The sequence below is a fragment of the Aeromonas sp. D3 genome (assembly GCF_027705025.1).
Classification (GTDB): Bacteria; Pseudomonadota; Gammaproteobacteria; order Enterobacterales; family Aeromonadaceae; genus Aeromonas; species Aeromonas salmonicida.
The window spans coordinates 54803-74666 of sequence record NZ_JAPDBE010000018.1 but is presented as its reverse complement, the minus strand read 5'-3'; the positions used below and the strand labels follow the sequence as shown (position 1 = coordinate 74666).

The following is a 19864-nucleotide window of genomic DNA, read 5'->3' as shown; positions in this document are numbered from 1 at the left end:
TGAATACTCCTGACTGACAATGGCGCCCATTTTTCATCAAATGAAAACTATTATCAATTGCTTTGTGTGACAGGCAATCAGGAAGGGGACATCAAGAGGGGGAAAAAGCACCGCCTCTCATGGCATGAGAGGCGGTGTCGAGCGCGCTGGCTCAGCTGCGATCACTGCCCCCCAGCGCCTTGTAGATCCTGGCCATGGTATTGAGCTGCTCCTTTTGTTGGTTGAGCAAGGAAAGCTCGGCCTCCCACAGGCGGTTCTGCTCATCCAGCCAGGGTTGTACCCCGGTGGCACCGGCCTGGAAGCGAGCCCGAGCAAGCCGTTCTGCCTCTTTGGCAAACGTCAGCTGCTCGGCCAGATAGTTCAGGCGCTGCTCGCCGTGATGGCGGGCGGCCAGGCCGTCTTCCACCTCGACCAGGGCGGTATAAAGCTGCTTGCGAAATTCGGTTTCGGCAATCTGGTAATCAAGCTCTGAGCTCGCAATGGAGATCCGGGTCTTGTTGTATTCGAGGAAAGGCAGCGCCAGGCTTGCACCCAGAGTGCCCACCGGATTTTGCAATACCTGGGTCAGGGTGTCCGAGGTGCTGCTGGCACCGCCGGTGAGACTCAAGCTGGGATAGAAACTGGTGCGGATCTCATCCCCTTTTGCCAGTGTCTTGCGCAGGCGCAACTCGGCGGCGCGCACGTCGGGGCGCCGTGCCAGCACATCCGCTGGAATGCCGACCGTCAGTGATGGCACCGGGCTCGTCGTCAGTGCGGTCGGGGCAAATTCCAGCGGTCCGCTGCTGCGCCCAAGCAAGAGGCGCAGCCCGTTGCGGGCCTGTTCCTGCTGCATCAGGAGCGAAGCGAGCTCAGCTTGTTTGTTGGCCTTCTGCTGGCTTGCCTGCACCAGATCGAGCCGGGTAATGGCGCCGGCCTGGTACTTGGCCTGGGTCAGCTGTTCGGCGCGGGTGTAATTTGCCAGTTGCCGCTCGCCCAGTGTGATGGCCGAGCCGAGATAGGCCAGCTGCCAGTACTGCTCCAGCGCCTTGCCGATCAGCATCAGGCGGGTGGCCGCCAAATCCTGGGCGGAAGCCTGGGCTTCCCAGCTCGCCTGATCCCGTATCGAGGCGAGTCGACCCCAGAGATCCACCTCATAACTGAGGGTGAGAGAGGGGCCCATGCCGCTGCTGGCACTGCCATCTTTCAGATTTTTGGTGCCGTTGGCCCCCAGGCTGGCACTGACCGAGGGGGTCTGGTTGGTATCGGCATAATCTGCGCCCAGCAGTGCGCTCTTGAGCCTCAACCCGGCGACCTGCATGTCAGGGTTGGCGGCCAGCACGGCTTCCACCAGTTGATCCAGCGCCGGATCATGGAACCCTTGCCACCAGAGGCCGGCCTGCTGCCGGGTGAGGCCGTCATCCGGCTGTTGCCAGCTCGGAGCCAGTGCCAGATCTTGTCTGTGATAGGTGCTCTGCTGGCTGCAGGCGCTCACGCCAGCAGCAAGGGCCAGGCAGAGCGCCAGTTTGGATAAGTTGTGCATCGTCATTCCCTCGCCAGCGCCTCGATCGGATCGAGCCGGGCGGCATTGCGGGCGGGCAGGTAACCAAACAGGATCCCGATGAGCGAGGAGCAACCAAACGCCATCAGGATGGAAAAGAGCGAGAACTGCATCTGAATGCTCTCCACGAACAGGGAGAAGAGCAGGCCTATGAACAGGGAGACGCCGACCCCGAGCATGCCCCCGAGCAGGCTGACCATCACGGCCTCGATCAGAAATTGCTGCAAAATGTCGGACTGGCGAGCGCCGACCGCGATGCGGATCCCTATCTCGCGGGTACGCTCCACCACTGAGACCAGCATGATGTTCATCACCCCGACCCCGCCGACGATGAGGGAGATCACTGCGATGGCGGAGACCAGCAGCGTCATGGTAGCTGTGGTCTTCTCCACAGACTTGATGATGCTGTCGCTGCTGAAGGTGAAGAAGTCCTTCACCCCGTGGCGCTGGGTCAGCAGCTCGATGGCAGCCTGTTCGGCAAGGGCGGGTTGCACCCCGTCCTTGACCCGAATGGTGAGCTGGCTGAAGTGGTTCTGGGAGATGAGGCGGCTCATCACGGCGCTGTAGGGCAGCCAGACGTTCACTGACTGGCTGCTGCGGCCAAACCCCGTCTCCTCTTCCACCACACCAATGATGCGCACCGGCAGGGTGCCGACCAGTACCACCTGGCCGACCGGATCTTCCTTGCCAAGCAGGCTCTCTATGGTCTTGCCATCCACCACTGCCACCGCGGCCCGGTTCTGGATGTCGCGCTCGTCAAACAGGCGGCCACTGGTGAGCTTCATCCCCTTGACCCGGAAGAAGTCGCTGCCGACTCCCACTATGCTGCCACTGCTGGTTTTGTTGCGATAACGCAGCTGACCCGACGAGGCAATCTGGGGGCTGGCCCCTTCCAGATAAGGCTGGCCGAGCAGCGCATCGAGATCCCGCTTGTTGAGGGTCTGGATGCTGGCGGCCTTCTCGTCCCCCCAATCTTTGCCCGGGAATATGTCGATGGTGTTGGTGCCCATGGCGTTGATCTGGTCGACCACCTTGGCACGGGCCCCCTGACCGAGCGCGACCACGCTCACCACGGCGGCTATGCCTATGATGATGCCGAGCATGGTGAGGAAGGTGCGCATCCGGTGTGCCAGCATGGCGTGCAGCGCCATGCGTCCCGCCTCGCGATAGCGATCCCAGTCGTTGCCGCTCGCCCTGGCGGCGGGGGAGGCGGCCGGGAGGCGGGCTGTGGTCGTGGCCGGCTTGCCGCTGTCTTCCAGCACCCGGCCATCGCGCAGCGTGATGATGCGATCCGCGTGGCTGGCCACTGCCATGTCGTGGGTTACCAGAATAATGGTGTGGCCCTGGACGTGCAGCTCCTTGAGAATGGCCATCACTTCCTTGCCGCTCTGGCTGTCGAGGGCACCCGTGGGTTCGTCCGCCAGGATCACTTCGCCGCCATTGGCCAGTGCCCGGGCGATGCTGACCCTCTGCTGTTGACCACCGGAGAGCTGCCCCGGGGTGTGATGGCTGCGATCACTCAAGCCCAGCCGTGCCAGCAGGGCTTGGGAGCGTGCCTGCCGATCGGGGCGGGAGGTGCCGGCATAGACGGCCGGGATCTCCACGTTGGCGGCGGCGTTGAGGTGTGGCAGCAGATGGTAGCGTTGAAAGATGAAGCCAAAGTGGTGACAGCGCAACCGGGCCAGGGAGAGGGCATCCAGAGTGGCGGTGTCCTGCCCCCGAAACAGATACTGGCCCGCGCTTGGGCGATCCAGGCAGCCTAGCAGGTTCATCAGGGTGGATTTGCCGGAGCCGGAGGCGCCGACGATGGCGATCATCTCACCCGCTTCAATGGTCAGATCCAGCGGATGCAGGACGGTAACCTCCTGCTCTCCGCTCTGGTAGCGTCGCTCTATCCCTTTGAGCTGGATCAGTGGCTCACTCACAACATCATCTCCACATCGGGGCCGTTGACGGGAGCACTTTGACCCAGCTTGACCTTGTCCTGCTCGGTGAGGCCGCTGACTACCTCGACTTTGATGTCATCTTTCATGCCGGTCTTGATGCGGCGTGTCTCTTTCTGATCGTCATCCTTGATCAGGGTGACTTCGTACTCGTTCTCCCCCAGCTTCTTGCCAAGGGCCGTCTGTGGAATGGTCAGCACCTGCTTGCGCTCGCCGAGCACTATGGTGACTTGCGTGGTCATGGCGACTCGCAGGGTGTGATCCGGATTGGGTACATCGAACAGGGCGTAGTAATAGACGGCGGCATTGCTGGTGGCCGTGGTGCTGGTGGCCTGCTCGTTGATGTTGGTGGGGGCCAGTTCGACCGTGCGCAGGGTGCCGTGATAACGGGTATCCGCATCGCCCATCAGGGTGAAATAGACCGGCATGCCGGCCTTGACCCGGGTGACATCCGCCTCAGAGATCTGTGCCTTGACCGTCATGGTTTCCAGATTGGCGAGCTTGAGCAGGGTGGGCACAGTCTGGCTGGCGGCCAAGGTCTGGCCCTGGCGGGTCACTATGCTGACGACTGTGCCATCCATGGGGGCCAGAATGCGGTTATAGCCCAGCTCCGTCTTGGTGCGATCCACCTTGATCAGTGCATTCTCGATCTCGGCCTGGGCGCTCTGCAGCTCGGCCCGGGTGACCGCCAACTGGGCTTCGGCGCTCTCCAGATCGGCGCGGGAGCTGGCTTCCTGCTTGAACATCTGCTGCTGACGGCGCCAGGCCAGCTCGTTTTGCTTGAGCTGTGCCTGCTTGATCTTGAGCTGGGCACGGCGACTGGCGAGATCCGCCTCGGCGGTCTTGAGGTTGTTCTGGGCGATCAGGGGATCTATCTCGGCCAGCAGGTCACCCTGCTTGACGCTCTGTCCCGCCTCGACGGCCAGATAGGTCACCTGACCCGAGACCTGGGCACCCACATCCACCTGCTCTATGGCCTGCAGGACGCCGCTTGCCAGCACAGTCTGCTCCACATCCTGGCGGGTCACTGGCGCGCTCAGCACCGGGTCCGGGGTCGTATTCGGCCAGGCCAGCCAGGTGATGGCGGCCAGGGGGATGAGTGCGAGCAGGGCAAATTTTCTCTGCTTGGGAGTTATGTTCATTTATCACCTGAATGAAACGTGCGAAGGCATGCAAGGGCAATATCCTGCAGCAAACGAGGCTTAAAAAACAGCGATGAATATGTAAGGAAACATGTAGACAGGCTTGTCATTAGTGAGGCTGCCAGCGGGTTGGGCAGAGGTGGCGGCAATGAGCAAGTCGCGTGGCAAACGGGGAAAGTGCGCGTGTCGATGGCAACAAGAGGGGACAGGGGGAGATGAGGCGCCCACCACTTGAGCGGGCGCCTTTCAGGTTAGCTGACGGCTTTGAGCTGCTCTACGTAGGGTTCGTGGCAGATCTGGATATCGATCGGCAGCTTGTAGATGAGCAGACGGGCCAGGGATCCTTCCATCCAGTGATGGCGGCTGCCCACCAGCAGCAGATCCGTCGGGTGTGAAGCCAGCCAGTGCTTCAGGTCCGACACAACGTCATCGACCACCAGGCACTGATAATCCACCGGATGCGGCAAGGTGGTGATGAGTTCACTGATGATGGCCTTGGCATCCAATGTGCCCTGGGCACTGCGCTCTTCTTCGGACAGCGACAGGCTTTCGCGGCGCACCTTGCTGCTGTGAGTCAGGTGCAGCAGGGTCAGCTCAGTGCCCATGCCCTGTGCCAACCGGCTTGCTTTGGCCAGCGTCTCTTGCTCGTAATCCTTGCCTTCCAGCAAGAGCACAATATGGGTTGAGGTCATAAGCAGTTCTCCTTGGCATGACGCGGGTCACCAGAGACACCAAGTGTGTCTCTTACCACTGTGTTCCCGCTATATATGGTATGGCGCTAACATGTCCAGGTCGTCTGGCGTCACCCTCTGTCGGTGATGCATAGTAAAACCATGTTCGTTTACATCAGCATAACAGACCGAGTTGAATGGAGAATGAAGGGATCCCGCATATTTGACGGTTAGCGGCGGAATTGTGGATAAAAATGGTATTTTTTTAGCATGTTTGCATGGTCAGCAAGCGCTGCATATCTGAATCATGCTGCCTGGTCTCTATCTGAGTATCGCGTGACGCCGTGAGCACGAACAAGCAGGATGAGAGAAGTTGACGCCAGGGCGTACAGAAGAAGTCGCATGCCGACCGAGGTAGCGTGTCAAAGCCATGGGGTAGAAAGAGAGGGCAGGGAACCCGGCGTGTACCGCTTCCCTGCCACTTGGCATCACACCGGGTCTGTTGACAGATAGTGGGCCAGCCAGGGCAGACCCTCCTTCTTGCGGCTGACGGCACCGGCCAGATGGATGGGTTGCTCGGGCAAGATGCCGTTGCTGGCAAAATAGAGCAGGCTGTTCCCCTTGGCGAGATCGGTCAGCATCAACACATAGGCATCCAGCTTGTCCTGTTCCAGCCGGGCCTGCATGGCCTGAACCAGCTCTGCTTGCCGTGACTGAAGCTGTGCCGGATCCATCACGCATATCTGGCTGACAGACAGTGTGTAACCGGCAATCTGGTACGCCTTCTCATCGGCGATGAGCAGCTCGGCCAGGGGAGCATCACCTAACTGGGTGCGGCGTTCCAGCAGGGTCTGTGCGAAGGGCTCCAGCGCCAGATCGGCCAGGGGCAGCAGCGCATTGACGGCTGCGCGATCACGGGGCGTTGTCGTGGGCGAGGTGAGGCTGAAGGTGTCGCTGATGATGGCGCCCAGCAGCAGGCGAGCCTGGGAACGGGAGAGGCTGTCATAGCCCATCAGCTCCAGCAGTACAGTGGCACTGCAACCCACGGCGCGGATCCAGGCATCGAGGGGGCCCCGAGTGATCAGAGTGCCGATCCTGTGGTGATCGATCAGCCCCTGCACATCCGCCTCGGCAAGGCCCTCTGGCCCCTGCTCCAGCTCGCTGAAATCGACCAGAAACACAGATTTGTTGGCCACGCTCCCCTGCAGCAGGGGCGGGGCATCGACCCCGGCGGTTTCCAGAATGAAGCGGGTCTCGGCGATGGGGTCACCCAGTGCATAGGCCTGGGCCGGTCTGCCCTGGCCATTGAGCCAGTCGGCGGTGACCAGAGCGGTGCAGATGCTGTCGCTATCGGGGTTCTTGTGACCAAACACGTGGAGCATAAAGGCATTCCTGAAGTTGGAGGCTCCTGGTCGACCGCGCAAGGACGCTGGCCGGACAAGGGGGCAGATAAAACAGGTGAAGGCGCACGGGTTTTTGCTCCCGACCTGGTCTCACTCTATGCGTCGGTGCTGGTCATGGCAACCAGGATGACTCGCACCGTCCTTGATGGTCACACCGTCACCTAGCTGATTGCATCGGCTTGTCCTAGCACCTTGTTATGGAGCCAGACCCGGCACTCGGAGCCGGGTCTTGTTGCTGTGCGGCGCTTATTGAGGTTGAGCCAGGTTTAGCTCCCGTACTCTGGTCTGGCTCCCGCACTCGATCCGAGCCAGAGAGTTCCCTGGATGTCGGCTAACCAAGCGGCTGGTTTGTGGGGAAAAATAGAAGAGAGGATAGGGCGATCGCAACGTCAGATAGCCATATAAAGAAGGGGAGCCTCACACCCGCAGGTGTGAGGCTCCCCTTTTACTGGCCGTATTGGGCGTTCCTTCTCAGGAGGCAAGCAGCTCGCGGGCGTTGGCCAGGGTATTGTCGGTGATATGGTCACCGCCCAGCAGACGAGCCAGCTCCTTGAGGCGAGCGCCCTGATCCAGTGCCTGCATCTGGGTTTCCGTTGTCTTGCCGTCTGTGTGCTTGCTCACCACCATGTGCTGGTGGCCCTTGCCTGCTACCTGGGGCAGGTGAGTGACCACCATGACCTGAGTGGATTCACCGAGCTGGCGCAGCAAACGACCCACCACGGCGGCGGTGGGGCCGCTGATCCCCACGTCCACCTCATCGAAAATCAGGGTCGGGGTCGAGACCTTGCGGGCACTGATCACGACGATGGCGAGGCTGATGCGAGACAGTTCGCCGCCCGAGGCCACCTTGCCCAGCGGCTGGATTGGTTGCCCCGGGTTGGTGGTGACCATAAATTCCACCCGATCAATGCCGAGCGGCGACAGGCTGCTCTGGGCATCCGGTCGCACCTCGATGGCGAAGCGGCCGTCCGGCATTGCCAGCTCGTGCATGCTGGCGGTCACCTTGGTGCCGAGCTCCTCGGCGTAACGCTGACGGCTCTGGCTCAGTGCCTCGGCGGCTTGCACGAAGGCGAGGCGGGCCTCGGCCAGTTCATCTTCCATGCCCTCGAGGCGCTCTTCATCAGAGTTGAGGCGGGCGAGATCACTGGCAAGATCCTGATGGTGCAGTGCCAGCTCGGCCGGCTTGACATGGTGCTTGCGGGCCAGATTGATGGCCTTGGAGAGGCGCGCCTCCAGCTCGGTGAAGCGCTCAGGGTCCAGCTCAAGCCGATCCAGATAGCTGCGCAGCTCGCTGTGGCTCTCCTGCACGCCTATCATCGCCTCGTTCAGCATCTCCAGCACAGGGCTGAGGCGGCTGTCCATGCCCACCAGACTCTCGGCTTTGTCGACGGCGACCTGCAACAGGCCGGCGATGGTGGTCTCTTCGTTGTCATAGAGCAGATCGAGACAGGCGCCGCACTCCTGCATCAGTTCGGTGCCGTTGGCCAACCGCTGATGCTCCTCTTCGATCGCCTCGAACTCCCCCGGTTGCAGGGCAAATTCGTCCAGTTCCTGCACCTGATATTCGATGAGCTGACGGCGGGCTTCTCGCTGTTGCTGTTCGGCCTTGAGGCGATTGAGCTCGTTTTGCAGCTGACGCCAGAGCTGATAGTGCTGGCGCACTTCTTCCAGCAGCAGGTGATGGCCGGCATAGCCATCCAGCAAGCTGAGCTGGTAGTCGGGTTTGAGCAGGAGCTGGTGGGCGTGCTGGCCGTGGACGTTGACCAGCAGTTGACCCAGGTTCTTGAGCTGGGTCAGGGGGACGGGCACGCCGTTGATGTAGCTGCGTGAGCGCCCTTCGGCAGAGAGTACCCGCCGTACTATGCATTCACCTTCGTTTTCCAGCTCGTTGGCGGCGAGCCAGGCGCGGGCGGCGGGGTTGCCGTCCAGCAGGAAACGGGCGCTGACCTCTGTCTTGTCGCTATCGGGGCGCACCATGCTGGCCTCTGCCCGCTCACCCAAGCAGAGGCCGAGTGCGTCTATGGCGATGGATTTACCGGCACCCGTCTCACCCGTGATGCAGGTCATACCGGGTTGTAGATCGAGTTCGAGAAACTTGACGATAGCGAAGTTGTTGACGGTCAGCTGGGTCAGCATTGTCTCATCCTGTATGGGCCAACATTACTGTGTATGCATCCAGTATATACTGGTTTTCCATACAGTAAAGAGTCGACCCGCAACAGGATGGACAAGGACGGGTTGAAAGCGGCTTAGAACAGCTTGCTGCCCCAGCCGAGCTTGTTGCGCAGCACGTGGAAGTAGCTGTAATCGAGCGGATGCACCAGGTGCAGCTTGTGCTTGCTCTTCTTGATGAGGATCTCGTCCCCCGGGTGTACCGCCAGTGTCACCTGACCGTCGCAGCTCACCTGCATGGCATCATCCTGATTGTCCGGTGAGACCAGCAGGCGCACCTCGCTGTCCGCATCCAGCACTATGGGGCGGCTGCTCAGGGTGTGCGGGAACATGGGCACCAGCGTGATGGCGTTGAGCTTGGGAGTGAGGATGGCGCCGCCCGCCGATAGCGAATAGGCGGTGGAGCCGGTCGGGGTGGCGACTATGATGCCGTCCGAGCGCTGGCTGTACATGAAGCTGCCATCGATATAGACCTCGAACTCGATCATGTGAGCTATCTTGCCCGGGTGCAGCACAGCTTCGTTCACCGCCAGGTTGCTCGATTTGCGCTCCCCGTGACGATAGACGGCGGCTTCCAGCAAGAAGCGGTGTTCACTCTTGTAGTGGCCGGAAAGCACCTGCTCCAGCGGCAGCAGGTAATCCTGCGGCGACAGGTCAGTCAAAAAGCCGAGATTGCCCCGGTTGACCCCGATCACCGCCACATCGAACCGTGACAGCACCCGGGCCGCCCCCAGCATGTTGCCGTCCCCGCCGACGACGATGGCCAAGTCCGCCTGCTCACCAAGCTGGACCAGATCCATCACGTTTTCATCCATGATGCCGAGGGTGTGGGCGACCCGGCTTTCGACCAGCACCTTGAAACCACGGGTAGTGAGATACTGATGCAAGCCGGTCAGGGTCTGGTTGGCCCCTTCGTGGTGGGGTTTGCCAATCAGGGCAATGGTTTTGAACGGAGAATCCATAGTCTGTCGGGTCTGGGATGAGTATTGGGGGCAGTATACCCCGCTTTGTGGGGGATTTGTCTGCTGCCAGCGTTCTGCTCGCGCCATCGTACCGGGAAAAGTGGCAATTTACCTGTCGGTGCGGCTCATTGGCGACGATAGCGCCTTTTTCCCCTTGAAAGCCGAGGCTGCGTCCCCATAATAGCGCCATTACAGGGTCTGTTGCCGACTTGTCTCGCACCCGAACGTCAGCAGACCCTCATAAGCAACCCTGAAATTGGAGATGTCATGAACCACGAAGAACAAAAGGTTGAAACGATGGAGCAAGTGGAAGCCCAGCCAGTCGAGCCGACCGATGTAGACAGTGAAGTGACAGCCGAGCAGGCCCGCATTGCCGAGCTGGAGGCCCAACTGGAAGCCGCCCAGCTGGCGTCCAATGAAGAGCGTGAGCGTGCCATTCGTGCCGTCGCCGAAATGGAAAACCTGCGTCGCCGTGCCGCCCAGGATGTGGAGAAGGCCCACAAGTTTGCGCTGGAGAAATTCGTCGCCGAACTGTTGCCGGTACTGGACAACCTGGAGCGCGCCATCGAGCTGGCCGACAAGGAGAGCGAAGAGCTCAAGCCGATGATCGAAGGGGTCGAGCTGACCCTGAAATCGATGCAAAGCGGCGTGGCCAAGTTTGGTCTGAATCCGCTTGATCCGCTCAATCAGCCGTTTGATCCCAATGCCCATCAGGCGATGAGCATGATCGAAAATGGCGAGCTGGCACCGAACACTGTCATCGCCGTGATGCAGAAGGGCTACGAGCTCAATGGTCGGGTGATCCGTCCGGCCATGGTGATGGTATCCAAGGCGCCAGCCTGATTGCCATCAGCTGTGCTGAGCCCGCCGCTCGGCGGGCTTTTTATTGGTTGCGGCGCCAACTGCTTATTTTTGGCGTCATTTGGCAAGCATTCTTCCGTAAACAAGGCAAGAATGTGCGGTTTTTTGAGGGCAGGGCTTGAAGCGTCAACTTGAGACCCCATATAGGTTCCAAGGCCACGGCGGCACAAAAAATTTGATGCCGGGAGCTTGAAAGCCACACTGGCAGCCCCCACCTAGCCGTTAACGCATTAAGGCGAGTTCCTCGCCAGTTTATTCAAAGTATTTGGAGATTCGTCAAATGGGTAAAATCATCGGTATTGACCTGGGTACTACCAACTCCTGCGTCGCTATTCTGGATGGCGACACTGCTCGCGTGATCGAGAACGCAGAAGGCGATCGTACTACTCCGTCCATCATTGCCTATGCCGATGATGGCGAGATCCTGGTTGGTCAGCCGGCCAAGCGTCAGGCCATCACCAACCCGAAGAACACACTGTTCGCCATCAAGCGTCTGATCGGTCGCCGTTTCGAAGATGAAGAAGTGCAGCGTGACCTGAAGATCATGCCGTACGCCATCGCCAAGGCTGACAACGGTGATGCCTGGGTGGAAGTGAAGGGCAAGAAAATGGCACCGCCGCAGATCTCTGCCGAAGTGCTGAAGAAGATGAAGAAGACCGCCGAAGATTATCTGGGTGAGCCGGTGACCGAAGCTGTTATCACAGTGCCGGCCTACTTCAACGACGCCCAGCGTCAGGCTACCAAGGATGCAGGTCGCATCGCCGGTCTGGATGTAAAACGCATCATCAACGAACCGACCGCAGCGGCATTTGCCTACGGCGTGAACAAGGTCAAGGGTGAGCGCAAGGTTGCCGTGTATGACCTGGGTGGCGGTACTTTCGATATCTCCATCATCGAGATCGACGAAGTTGAAGGGGAAACCACCTTCGAAGTACTGGCGACCAACGGTAACACCCATCTGGGTGGTGAAGACTTCGACAACCGTGTCATCAACTATCTGGTAGATGAGTTCAAGCGTGAGCAGGGCATCGACCTGCGCAACGACCAGCTGGCCCTGCAGCGTCTGAAAGATGCCGCCGAGAAAGCCAAGATCGAGCTCTCTTCTGCCCAGCAGACCGACGTGAACCTGCCGTACATCACTGCAGATGCCACAGGTCCGAAGCACATGAACATCAAGGTGACCCGCGCCAAGCTGGAATCCCTGGTGGAAGACATGGTTAAAGACTCACTCGAACCAGTTCGCACTGCCCTGAAAGACTCAGGTCTGGCAGTTGGCGAGATCGACGACGTCATCCTGGTGGGCGGTCAGACCCGTATGCCTATGGTGCAGAAGACAGTTGCCGAGTTCTTTGGCAAAGAGCCGCGTAAAGACGTCAACCCGGACGAAGCCGTGGCCATGGGTGCTGCCATCCAGGGTGCCGTACTGTCCGGTGAGAAGACCGACGTACTGCTGCTTGACGTGACCCCGCTCTCTCTGGGTATCGAAACCATGGGCAGCGTCATGACTGCGCTGATCGAGAAGAACACCACTATCCCGACCAAGAAGTCCCAGGTGTTCTCCACTGCCGAAGACAACCAGTCTGCCGTGACCATTCACGTGCTGCAGGGTGAGCGCAAGCGCGCCAGCGACAACAAGTCCCTGGGCCAGTTCAACCTGGAAGGCATTCGTCCGGCTCAGCGCGGCCTGCCGCAGATCGAAGTGACCTTCGACATCGATGCCAACGGTATCCTGCACGTCTCTGCCAAAGACAAGGAGACCAACAAGGAGCAGAAGATCACCATCCAGGCTTCCTCTGGTCTGTCTGATGAAGAGATCGAACGCATGGTACGCGAGGCAGAAGCCAACGCGGCCGAAGACAAGAAGTTTGAAGAGCTGGTGCAGACTCGCAACCAGGCTGACGGTCTGGTCCACTCTGTACGCAAGCAGATCACCGAAGCCGGTGATGCCCTGCCTGCCGACGACAAGACCAAGATCGAGACTGCATTGAGCGAGCTGGAAGCCGTCATCAAGGGTGACGACAAGGCTGTCATCGAAGCCAAACAGCAGGCTCTGCTGGAAGCGTCCCAGAAGCTGATGGAGATTGCCCAGCAGCAATCCCAGGCTCAGGGTGCTGGCGCCGATGCCAACCAGTCCTCTTCTTCTTCCAAGGCTGACGACGATGTGGTCGATGCCGAGTTCGAAGAAGTGAAAGACGACAAGAAATAAGCCACACCCAGATGGGTAGAGCCCGCTCTACCCATCGGCTTGATCGATGAATTTACGGGCGTTGGGTGACCAACGCCCGTCTGCATAACTGTTTACGTAGCAACAGGATCAGTATGTCAAAGCGCGATTTCTATGAAGTGCTCGGGGTATCGAAAGGTGCCGATGAGCGCGAGATCAAGAAGGCGTACAAGCGTCTGGCGATGAAGTTTCACCCGGACCGCAATCAGGGTGATGCCGCATCCGAAGAGAAGTTCAAAGAGGTCAAGGAAGCCTATGAGATCCTGACCGACGAGAATCTGCGGGCTCGCTATGACCAGTATGGTCATGCCGGCGTGGATCAGAGCCAGGGTGGCGGTGGCCACGGTGGCTTTGGCGGCGGTGCCGATTTCGGTGATGCGTTCGGCGATATCTTTGGCGACATCTTCGGTGGCCGCAGCGGCGGCGGTCGTCGTGGTCCGGCCCGGGGTTCAGACCTGCGCTACACCATGGAGCTGACCCTGGAAGAGGCGGTGCGCGGTGTCTCCAAAGAGATCAAGGTGCCGTCCCTGGTCCACTGCGAGGTCTGCAACGGCTCCGGTGCCCACACCGGCAGCACAGCCCAGACTTGCCCGACCTGCCACGGTGCCGGTCAGGTTCAGATGCGTCAGGGCTTCTTCGCGGTGCAGCAGGCCTGTCCGCACTGTCACGGTCGCGGCAAGATCATCAAGGATCCGTGCCGCAAGTGCCATGGCGAAGGTCGTTACCAGAAGACCAAGACGCTGTCGGTCAAGATCCCGGCGGGCGTCGATACCGGCGACCGTATCCGTCTTTCCGGCGAAGGGGAAGCGGGGGAAGCGGGCGCACCAGCCGGAGACCTCTATGTACAGGTGCACGTCAAGGAGCACGAGATCTTCGTGCGTGACGGCAACAACCTCTACTGCGAAGTGCCCATCAGCTTCACCGCTGCTGCGCTCGGTGGCGAGATCGAAGTGCCGACCCTGGATGGTCGCGTCAAGCTCAAGGTCACTCCCGAGACCCAGACCGGCAAGATGTTCCGCATGCGGGGCAAGGGCGTCAAGTCAGTGCGCTCCGGCCAGGTGGGGGATCTGATGTGCAAGGTGGTCATCGAGACTCCGGTCAAGCTGACCGAGTCCCAGAAAGAGCTGTTGCGCCAGCTGGACGAGTCGTTCAGCGGTGCCGCCGCCAAGACCCACAAGCCGAGATCGGAAGGTTTCTTCGAAGGGGTGAAACGCTTCTTCGACGACCTGACCCGCTGATCTCAGCGCATCCCAGCAAAGCCGGCCTCTGTGCCGGCTTTCTTTTTGCCTGTCATTTGGCCCGTCTCTTCGTTATTGAGTGGATCCTGATGAGGGATCCACCTCACAACTCCCGCCAATTCATTCTGTACAAATGTTATCCCGCTCACAGAGTGGCTGAAACGGTTTAGCTGCCATCTTGAGTTAGCTAAAGCGGTTTAGCTATGCTCTCTTCGCCGATAAAAACAGAGCCCGACCGGGCAACACACGACAGGTGAGGAAGATGACCATGTTCAAGAGCAAATTGGCGTTGGCAGTGGCGCTGGGATTGGGGATGAGCAGCCCGCTGTGGGCGGCGGAGGGCGGTATCGAAGCCAGGCTGGCGGCGCTGGAGGCGCGGGTACAGGCGGCCGAAGCACGAGCCGAGGCAGCGGAGAGTCGTGCCAGTCAGGCCGAGATAAAGGCGAGTGCGGCCAGTGAGGATGCCCAGGTCGCCAACACCCGCAGCCAGAAGGTGGATGAGAAGACGGCGGGGGCACAGGGTTTCGAGTTTCACGGCTATGCCCGCTCTGGCCTCCTGGTCAACGGCAATGGCAACGGTGGGCGGGGCGGTCCCTACATTACGCCGGCAGGATCAGTGGGGGGCGCAGTGGGCCGGCTTGGCAACGAAGACGACACCTACATGGAGGCCAACCTGCTCAAAACCCAGACCTTCGAGGATGGCAGCTGGGCACGCTACAAGCTGATGCTGGCAGATGGCGTGGAGACCAGCAACGACTGGACCGCCAGCGATTCGAGCCTCAATACCCGTCAGGTGTTTGCCGAAATAGGCAATCTGGCGAGCTTCGATGGCGCTTTCAAGAATGCGGTGCTGTGGGCGGGCAAGCGCTTTGATCGGGACAACTTCGACATCCACTGGCTCGACTCGGACGTGGTCTTCCTGGCCGGTACCGGTGGCGGTGTCTATGACGTGCAACTGGCCGACAGCTGGAAGGCGAACTTCTCCCTCTATGGTCGCGACTATGGCGACATCAGTGCCAGCGGTCTGTCGGACATAGAGAGCTACATCCTCACCATGAACAACCGCTTCGGCAACTGGCAGTGGATGGTGAACGGCCTCTCGGCCAATGACAACGAACAGCGCATCAACGACGGTGGCAAGGGAAGCGAGGCGGCAGACAAGGGGGCCCACACCCTGGTGGCTTATCACGCCGACAGCTTCTTTGGCATCAACCCCGGCTTCTCCAAGGCGGCGATCCTCTACGGTCATGGTCTGGGTGCCGAGCTCAAGGGCTTGGGTTCCGACAGCGAACTGCTGCCCGATGCCGATGCAGTGCGGGTCGCCGTGTTCGGTGCTACCGACCTCAACCCGCGCTGGCGTTTCGCACCGGCCCTGCTGGCAGAGCAGAGCCAGGATCGTTACGTGAAAGGGGATGAATACCAGTGGCTGACCCTCAATACCCGGGTAGCCCAGGTGCTGAGCCAGAATGTCGAGCTGGTCTATGAGGCGGCATGGCAGTACATGGATCTGGATCCCAAGGGCTACAAGGGTCGCCAGGCGGTGAACGGCAACTTCACCAAGCTCACCTTCGCACCCACCTTCAAGGCACAGACCGCCGGCTTCTTCGAGCGTCCCGAGTTGCGGGTGTTCGCCACCTGGATGGACTGGTCATCCGAGCTCGACAGCTACGCCAGTGACGATGCCATGGGCCAGAGCAACTTCACCGCCGGTGGCGAGTGGAACTTTGGCGTGCAGATGGAAACCTGGTTCTAGTTCGTTATCCCGATCACAAAAATGGCAGCCGGTGCCAGGATCTGTTGGTTGGCTAAATCGGTTTAGCTGATAATGGAAGCCAAGAGATGAGGGCCCGGCCCTGTCAATGAATCCTGTGCAGCAGTGGAGTAGCAAGGTGACGAATCGTGTGTGGGTAATGGGGGATGCGGTGGTGGACTTGATCCCGGAAGGGGAACTGCACTACCTCAAGTGCCCGGGTGGCGCACCCGCCAATGTGGCGGTCGGGGTGGCGCGACTCGGCGGCGAGTCAGCCTTTATCGGCCGGGTCGGCGCCGATCCCTTCGGTCGCTTTATGGCCGATACCCTGGCAAGGGAAGGGGTGGATACCGCTTGTCTGCGGGCGGATCCCGCTCATCGAACCTCCACAGTGTTGGTGGAGCTCGATGAAGAGGGGGAGCGCAGCTTCACCTTTATGGTGCGCCCCAGTGCGGATCAGTTCCTGACCCCGGATGAGTTGCCCGGCTTCCAGGCCAGCCAGTGGTTGCTCACCTGCTCCATCGCGCTCGCCAACGAACCGGTACGCGGCAGTTGCCTGCAGGCCATGGCCGCCATCAAGGACGCGGGGGGACGGGTCTGTTTCGACCCCAACCTGAGGCCCGAGGTGTGGGGCAAGCCCGCCGAGATGCTGCCAGTGGTGCGCCAGACCATAGCGCTATCGGATGTGGTCAAGCTCTCGATTGACGAGCTGCAGCTGCTGAGCGGCGAGGATGATCTGGCCGCAGGACTCGCCACTATCTCGGGCCCGGCGCTGGTGCTGGTGACCCGGGGGGCCGCCGGAGTGGTGGCCCGCCTCGAGGGCGAGCTGCTGGAGTGGGTGGGGCCGAAAGTGACCCCGCTCGACACCACGGGGGCGGGGGATGCCTTCGTCGCCGGACTCCTGGCGGCGCTGGCACAGGGCGAGCGGTTGCCCACGCTGGCCGAGCTGCCCGCCATCCTGGCTCAGGCTCACGGCTGCGGGGCGCTCGCCACCACCGCCAAGGGGGCCATGACGGCACTGCCGACCCGCACAGAACTGGATGCCTTTTTGCGATCAGCCTCAAGCGGCTGTTGAGCTGCGGCTAGAACCGCAGCTCAACAGACCCTACTCTCATGTGACAAGGGCCCGCCAGCGTGGCGGGTCATAAGAGGAATAATATGAATATCAGTGCGATAGCCAAGGATTTGGTGCCCCTGCTCGGGGGCAAGGAGAATATTGTCAGCGCTGCCCACTGCGCCACCCGATTGCGGCTGGTGCTGGCCGATGACAGCAAGGTGAACAAGGTCGCCATCGACAAGCTGGAGGGGGTCAAGGGGTGCTTCAGCAACGCAGGCCAGATCCAGGTGATCTTCGGCACCGGTCTGGTCAACAAGGTCTATGCAGAGTTCGTGGCTATTACCGGGACAGGGACGGCCAGCAAGGCGGAGCTGACCGACATGGCGACGGCCAAGCTCAACGTGGCCCAGCGCCTGGCGCGGACGCTCTCCAACATCTTCGTGCCCATCATTCCGGCCATAGTCGCGTCCGGTCTGCTGATGGGGCTGCTCGGCATGGTGCGCACCTATGGCTGGGTCAATGCCGACAGCGCCCTCTTCGTCATGCTCGACATGTTCAGCTCGGCGGCCTTTATCATATTGCCCATTCTGATCGGGTTCACGGCGGCGCGTGAGTTTGGCGGCAACCCCTATCTGGGGGCCACCATGGGGGGGATCCTCACCCACCCGGCCCTGACCAACGCCTGGGGTGTGGCCGGTGGCTTCAAGACCATGGATTTCTTCGGTCTCGATGTCGCCATGATCGGCTATCAGGGCACCGTCTTCCCTGTGCTGCTGGCGGTCTGGTTCATGTCCCATCTGGAGAAGCAGCTGCGCAAGCGCATTCCGGACGCGCTGGATCTGATCCTCACGCCATTTCTCACCGTCATCATCACCGGCTTCGTGGCCCTGCTGTTTATCGGCCCGGCCGGACGGGTGCTGGGAGATGGCATCTCCTTCGGCCTGAGCGCCCTTTATGAGCAGGCAGGCTGGCTGGCGGGGCTGGTGTTTGGCGGGACTTATTCGCTCATTGTCATCACCGGCATCCATCACAGCTTCCACGCCATAGAGGCGGGGCTGCTCACCAATCCGGCCATAGGCGTCAACTTCCTGCTGCCCATCTGGGCCATGGCCAACGTGGCGCAGGGCGGTGCCTGTCTGGCGGTCTACTTCAAGACCCGGGATCCGAAAATCAAGGCCATTACAGTGCCGGCGGCCATGTCCTGCCTGCTCGGCATCACGGAAGCGGCGATCTTCGGTGTCAACCTGCGTTACATCAAGCCCTTCCTGGCCGGCCTGCTCGGCGGTGCCCTGGGTGGCGCCTACGTGGTGGCGGCCAAGGTGGGGATGACGGCGGTGGGCCTGACCGGTATTCCGGGCATGGCCATCGTCCAGCCCATGAATCTGATCCACTATGTCATCGGCCTGGTCATCGCCTTTGGCGCCGCCTTCGCTGCCTCCTGGCTGCTCAAATACAAGGTGGAGTGATGAAGGAAGTCGATTTTTTCCAACAGATAGTCCGGTCCTTGTTGACCGGACAGCTCAAGGCGGCGGCCGATCCCCATAGGCCCCGTTGGCATCTGGCAGCCCCGGTGGGGCTGCTCAATGACCCCAACGGCTTTATCGAGCACGGCGGCCGGTATCACCTTTTTTACCAGTGGAACCCGCTGGGCTGCACGCACAGCAACAAGGGGTGGGGGCACGTCAGCTCCACCGATCTGCTGCACTGGCAGCACGAGCCCATCGCCTTGCTGCCCACCGAGACCTATGAGAGCCACGGCTGTTATTCTGGCTCGGCGGTGAGCGACGAGCAGGGACGCCTGACCCTGATCTACACCGGCAATGTCAAATACCCGGACGGCGGCCGCACCGCCTATCAGTGTCTGGCCCGCGCCGACGGTGAGGGTGGTTTTGACAAGCTGGGGCCTGTGCTCGATTTACCTGAAGGCTACAGCGGCCATGTGCGCGACCCCAAGGTGTGGCACGACGGCCAGCAGTGGCTGATGGTGCTGGGAGCCCGCACCCAAGACGACAAGGGGGAGGTGCTGCTCTATCGCGGCCAGACGCTGGACAAGTGGCAGCTGCTCGGCCCCATCGCCGGCAGCGGGCGCTGCGGCCTCGGTGAGTTTGGCTATATGTGGGAGTGCCCTGATCTCTTCCCGCTGGCCGATCGCCATGTGTTGATAAGTTGCCCGCAGGGGATTGCCCCGCAAGGGGAGGATTATCGCAACCTCTACCAGTGTGGCTGGCTGGCGGGGCAGTTCGATGGCGAGCACTTCGAGCACGGGGCTTTTCACGAGCTGGACAGGGGCTTCGAATTCTATGCGCCGCAGACCACGCAAGATAGCCAGGGCCGTCGCCTGCTGTTTGGCTGGCTGGGGTTGCCGGAGGAGAACGAGATGAGCCAGCCGACCATTTCCTATGGCTGGCTCCACCAGATGAGCTGTCCACGGGAGCTGTTCTGGCAGCATGAGTGGCTCTGCCAGCGGCCGGTGGCTGAACTTGCCGCCCTCAAGGGGGAGCTGACCCGTTTCGAGGGTGTCGTCAGCGAGTTTCCGGGGATGACCATCGACTCGGCCTGGCTGGATCTGACGCTGACCGGCGCGGGCAGTCTCTGGCTCGGCGCCGTGGCCGAGCTGGTGTGGCAGAAAGGGCGCATTGGATTGCGTCGCCAGAACTGGCAGAGCGGGGAGTGGGAAGAGAGGTCAGCGCCCTGGCTGGGTGGCTCGCTGACACTCTTGTGCGATCGATCCAGCCTCGAGTGTTTCGTGGATGATGGTCGTCAGACGCTGTCAGCCCGTTACTTCCCCGGTGAAAAGCCGCAACTATCGGCAGGTGATACAGGCGAGGGCGGCAAAATTTGCCTCAATCACTGGCCGCTGTCGGCGTGCCTAGTACAATAGCCCGGTTCTAGTCAGCCGGGAGG

14 protein-coding genes are annotated in these 19864 nt (G+C 60.8%); 7 read left to right on the top strand and 7 right to left on the bottom strand.

Annotation, left to right across the window (positions count from 1 at the left end; genetic code table 11):
* Positions 1-151 precede the first annotated feature (151 nt).
* From OKC28_RS12330 to nadK, 7 genes are all read right to left on the bottom strand, one after another.
* Positions 152-1525, bottom strand: coding sequence for an efflux transporter outer membrane subunit (locus OKC28_RS12330; protein ID WP_270689415.1), 1374 nt, complete (start codon positions 1523-1525; stop codon positions 152-154).
* Positions 1522-3462, bottom strand: coding sequence for a MacB family efflux pump subunit (locus tag OKC28_RS12325; RefSeq protein WP_270689413.1), 1941 nt, complete (start codon positions 3460-3462; stop codon positions 1522-1524). The genes OKC28_RS12330 and OKC28_RS12325 overlap by 4 nt, the downstream gene beginning before the upstream one ends.
* A complete protein-coding gene (locus OKC28_RS12320; RefSeq protein WP_011898958.1) occupies positions 3459-4622 on the bottom strand; it encodes an efflux RND transporter periplasmic adaptor subunit in 1164 nt (387 codons plus the stop codon). Before OKC28_RS12320 ends, OKC28_RS12325 begins: the two co-directional genes overlap by 4 nt.
* Before the next feature lie 251 nt (positions 4623-4873).
* Entirely contained in the window at positions 4874-5314 is a 441-nt protein-coding gene (locus OKC28_RS12315; protein ID WP_265421280.1) for a universal stress protein, read from the bottom strand.
* Positions 5315-5781: 467 nt separating this feature from the next.
* Complete coding sequence (locus OKC28_RS12310; RefSeq protein ID WP_125729226.1) at positions 5782-6675, bottom strand: DHHA2 domain-containing protein; 894 nt, start codon at positions 6673-6675, stop codon at positions 5782-5784.
* Between the two features lie 492 nt (positions 6676-7167).
* Positions 7168-8832: a DNA repair protein RecN gene (recN, locus tag OKC28_RS12305; RefSeq protein ID WP_005312579.1), complete on the bottom strand. Its 1665-nt coding sequence runs from the start codon at positions 8830-8832 to the stop codon at positions 7168-7170.
* Positions 8833-8945: 113 nt separating this feature from the next.
* On the bottom strand, positions 8946-9830 hold the full coding sequence (nadK, locus tag OKC28_RS12300) for an NAD(+) kinase (RefSeq protein WP_005312583.1): 885 nt from the start codon (positions 9828-9830) through the stop codon (positions 8946-8948).
* Positions 9831-10097: 267 nt separating this feature from the next.
* Here nadK and grpE point away from each other — a divergent pair, with 267 nt between their 5' ends.
* The 7 genes from grpE to OKC28_RS12265 all read left to right on the top strand — a co-directional run bounded on the left by grpE (position 10098) and on the right by OKC28_RS12265 (position 19841).
* A complete protein-coding gene (gene grpE, locus OKC28_RS12295; RefSeq protein WP_096118784.1) occupies positions 10098-10673 on the top strand; it encodes a nucleotide exchange factor GrpE in 576 nt (191 codons plus the stop codon).
* A gap of 298 nt (positions 10674-10971) precedes the next feature.
* Positions 10972-12897 (top strand): molecular chaperone DnaK, encoded by a 1926-nt coding sequence (gene dnaK / locus OKC28_RS12290; protein WP_005312589.1) that lies wholly within the window; start codon positions 10972-10974, stop codon positions 12895-12897.
* A gap of 113 nt (positions 12898-13010) precedes the next feature.
* Entirely contained in the window at positions 13011-14153 is a 1143-nt protein-coding gene (dnaJ, locus tag OKC28_RS12285; protein WP_021138057.1) for a molecular chaperone DnaJ, read from the top strand.
* 262 nt (positions 14154-14415) lie between these two features.
* Positions 14416-15906 (top strand): carbohydrate porin, encoded by a 1491-nt coding sequence (locus OKC28_RS12280; RefSeq protein WP_021138056.1) that lies wholly within the window; start codon positions 14416-14418, stop codon positions 15904-15906.
* Positions 15907-16021: 115 nt separating this feature from the next.
* Positions 16022-16978, top strand: a complete 957-nt coding sequence (locus OKC28_RS12275) for an aminoimidazole riboside kinase (protein WP_099369119.1) — start codon at positions 16022-16024, stop codon at positions 16976-16978.
* 83 nt (positions 16979-17061) lie between these two features.
* Positions 17062-18426: a sucrose-specific PTS transporter subunit IIBC gene (locus OKC28_RS12270; protein WP_021138054.1), complete on the top strand. Its 1365-nt coding sequence runs from the start codon at positions 17062-17064 to the stop codon at positions 18424-18426.
* Positions 18426-19841 (top strand): glycoside hydrolase family 32 protein, encoded by a 1416-nt coding sequence (locus OKC28_RS12265; RefSeq protein ID WP_442865755.1) that lies wholly within the window; start codon positions 18426-18428, stop codon positions 19839-19841. The genes OKC28_RS12270 and OKC28_RS12265 overlap by 1 nt, the downstream gene beginning before the upstream one ends.
* The last annotated feature ends 23 nt before the right edge of the window (positions 19842-19864 follow it).

Excerpts from the sequence above, each read along its gene's own strand:
- OKC28_RS12315 (WP_265421280.1), bottom strand. The coding sequence starts at position 5,314 with ATGACCTCAACCCATATTGTGCTCTTGCTGGAAGGCAAGGATTACGAG.
- nadK (WP_005312583.1), bottom strand. The coding sequence starts at position 9,830 with ATGGATTCTCCGTTCAAAACCATTGCCCTGATTGGCAAACCCCACCAC.
- OKC28_RS12310 (WP_125729226.1), bottom strand. The coding sequence starts at position 6,675 with ATGCTCCACGTGTTTGGTCACAAGAACCCCGATAGCGACAGCATCTGC.
- OKC28_RS12280 (WP_021138056.1), top strand. The coding sequence starts at position 14,416 with ATGACCATGTTCAAGAGCAAATTGGCGTTGGCAGTGGCGCTGGGATTG.
- recN (WP_005312579.1), bottom strand. The coding sequence starts at position 8,832 with ATGCTGACCCAGCTGACCGTCAACAACTTCGCTATCGTCAAGTTTCTC.
- OKC28_RS12270 (WP_021138054.1), top strand. The coding sequence starts at position 17,062 with ATGAATATCAGTGCGATAGCCAAGGATTTGGTGCCCCTGCTCGGGGGC.
- OKC28_RS12265 (WP_442865755.1), top strand. The coding sequence starts at position 18,426 with ATGAAGGAAGTCGATTTTTTCCAACAGATAGTCCGGTCCTTGTTGACC.
- grpE (WP_096118784.1), top strand. The coding sequence starts at position 10,098 with ATGAACCACGAAGAACAAAAGGTTGAAACGATGGAGCAAGTGGAAGCC.
- dnaJ (WP_021138057.1), top strand. The coding sequence starts at position 13,011 with ATGTCAAAGCGCGATTTCTATGAAGTGCTCGGGGTATCGAAAGGTGCC.
- OKC28_RS12330 (WP_270689415.1), bottom strand. The coding sequence starts at position 1,525 with ATGACGATGCACAACTTATCCAAACTGGCGCTCTGCCTGGCCCTTGCT.
- OKC28_RS12320 (WP_011898958.1), bottom strand. The coding sequence starts at position 4,622 with ATGAACATAACTCCCAAGCAGAGAAAATTTGCCCTGCTCGCACTCATC.
- dnaK (WP_005312589.1), top strand. The coding sequence starts at position 10,972 with ATGGGTAAAATCATCGGTATTGACCTGGGTACTACCAACTCCTGCGTC.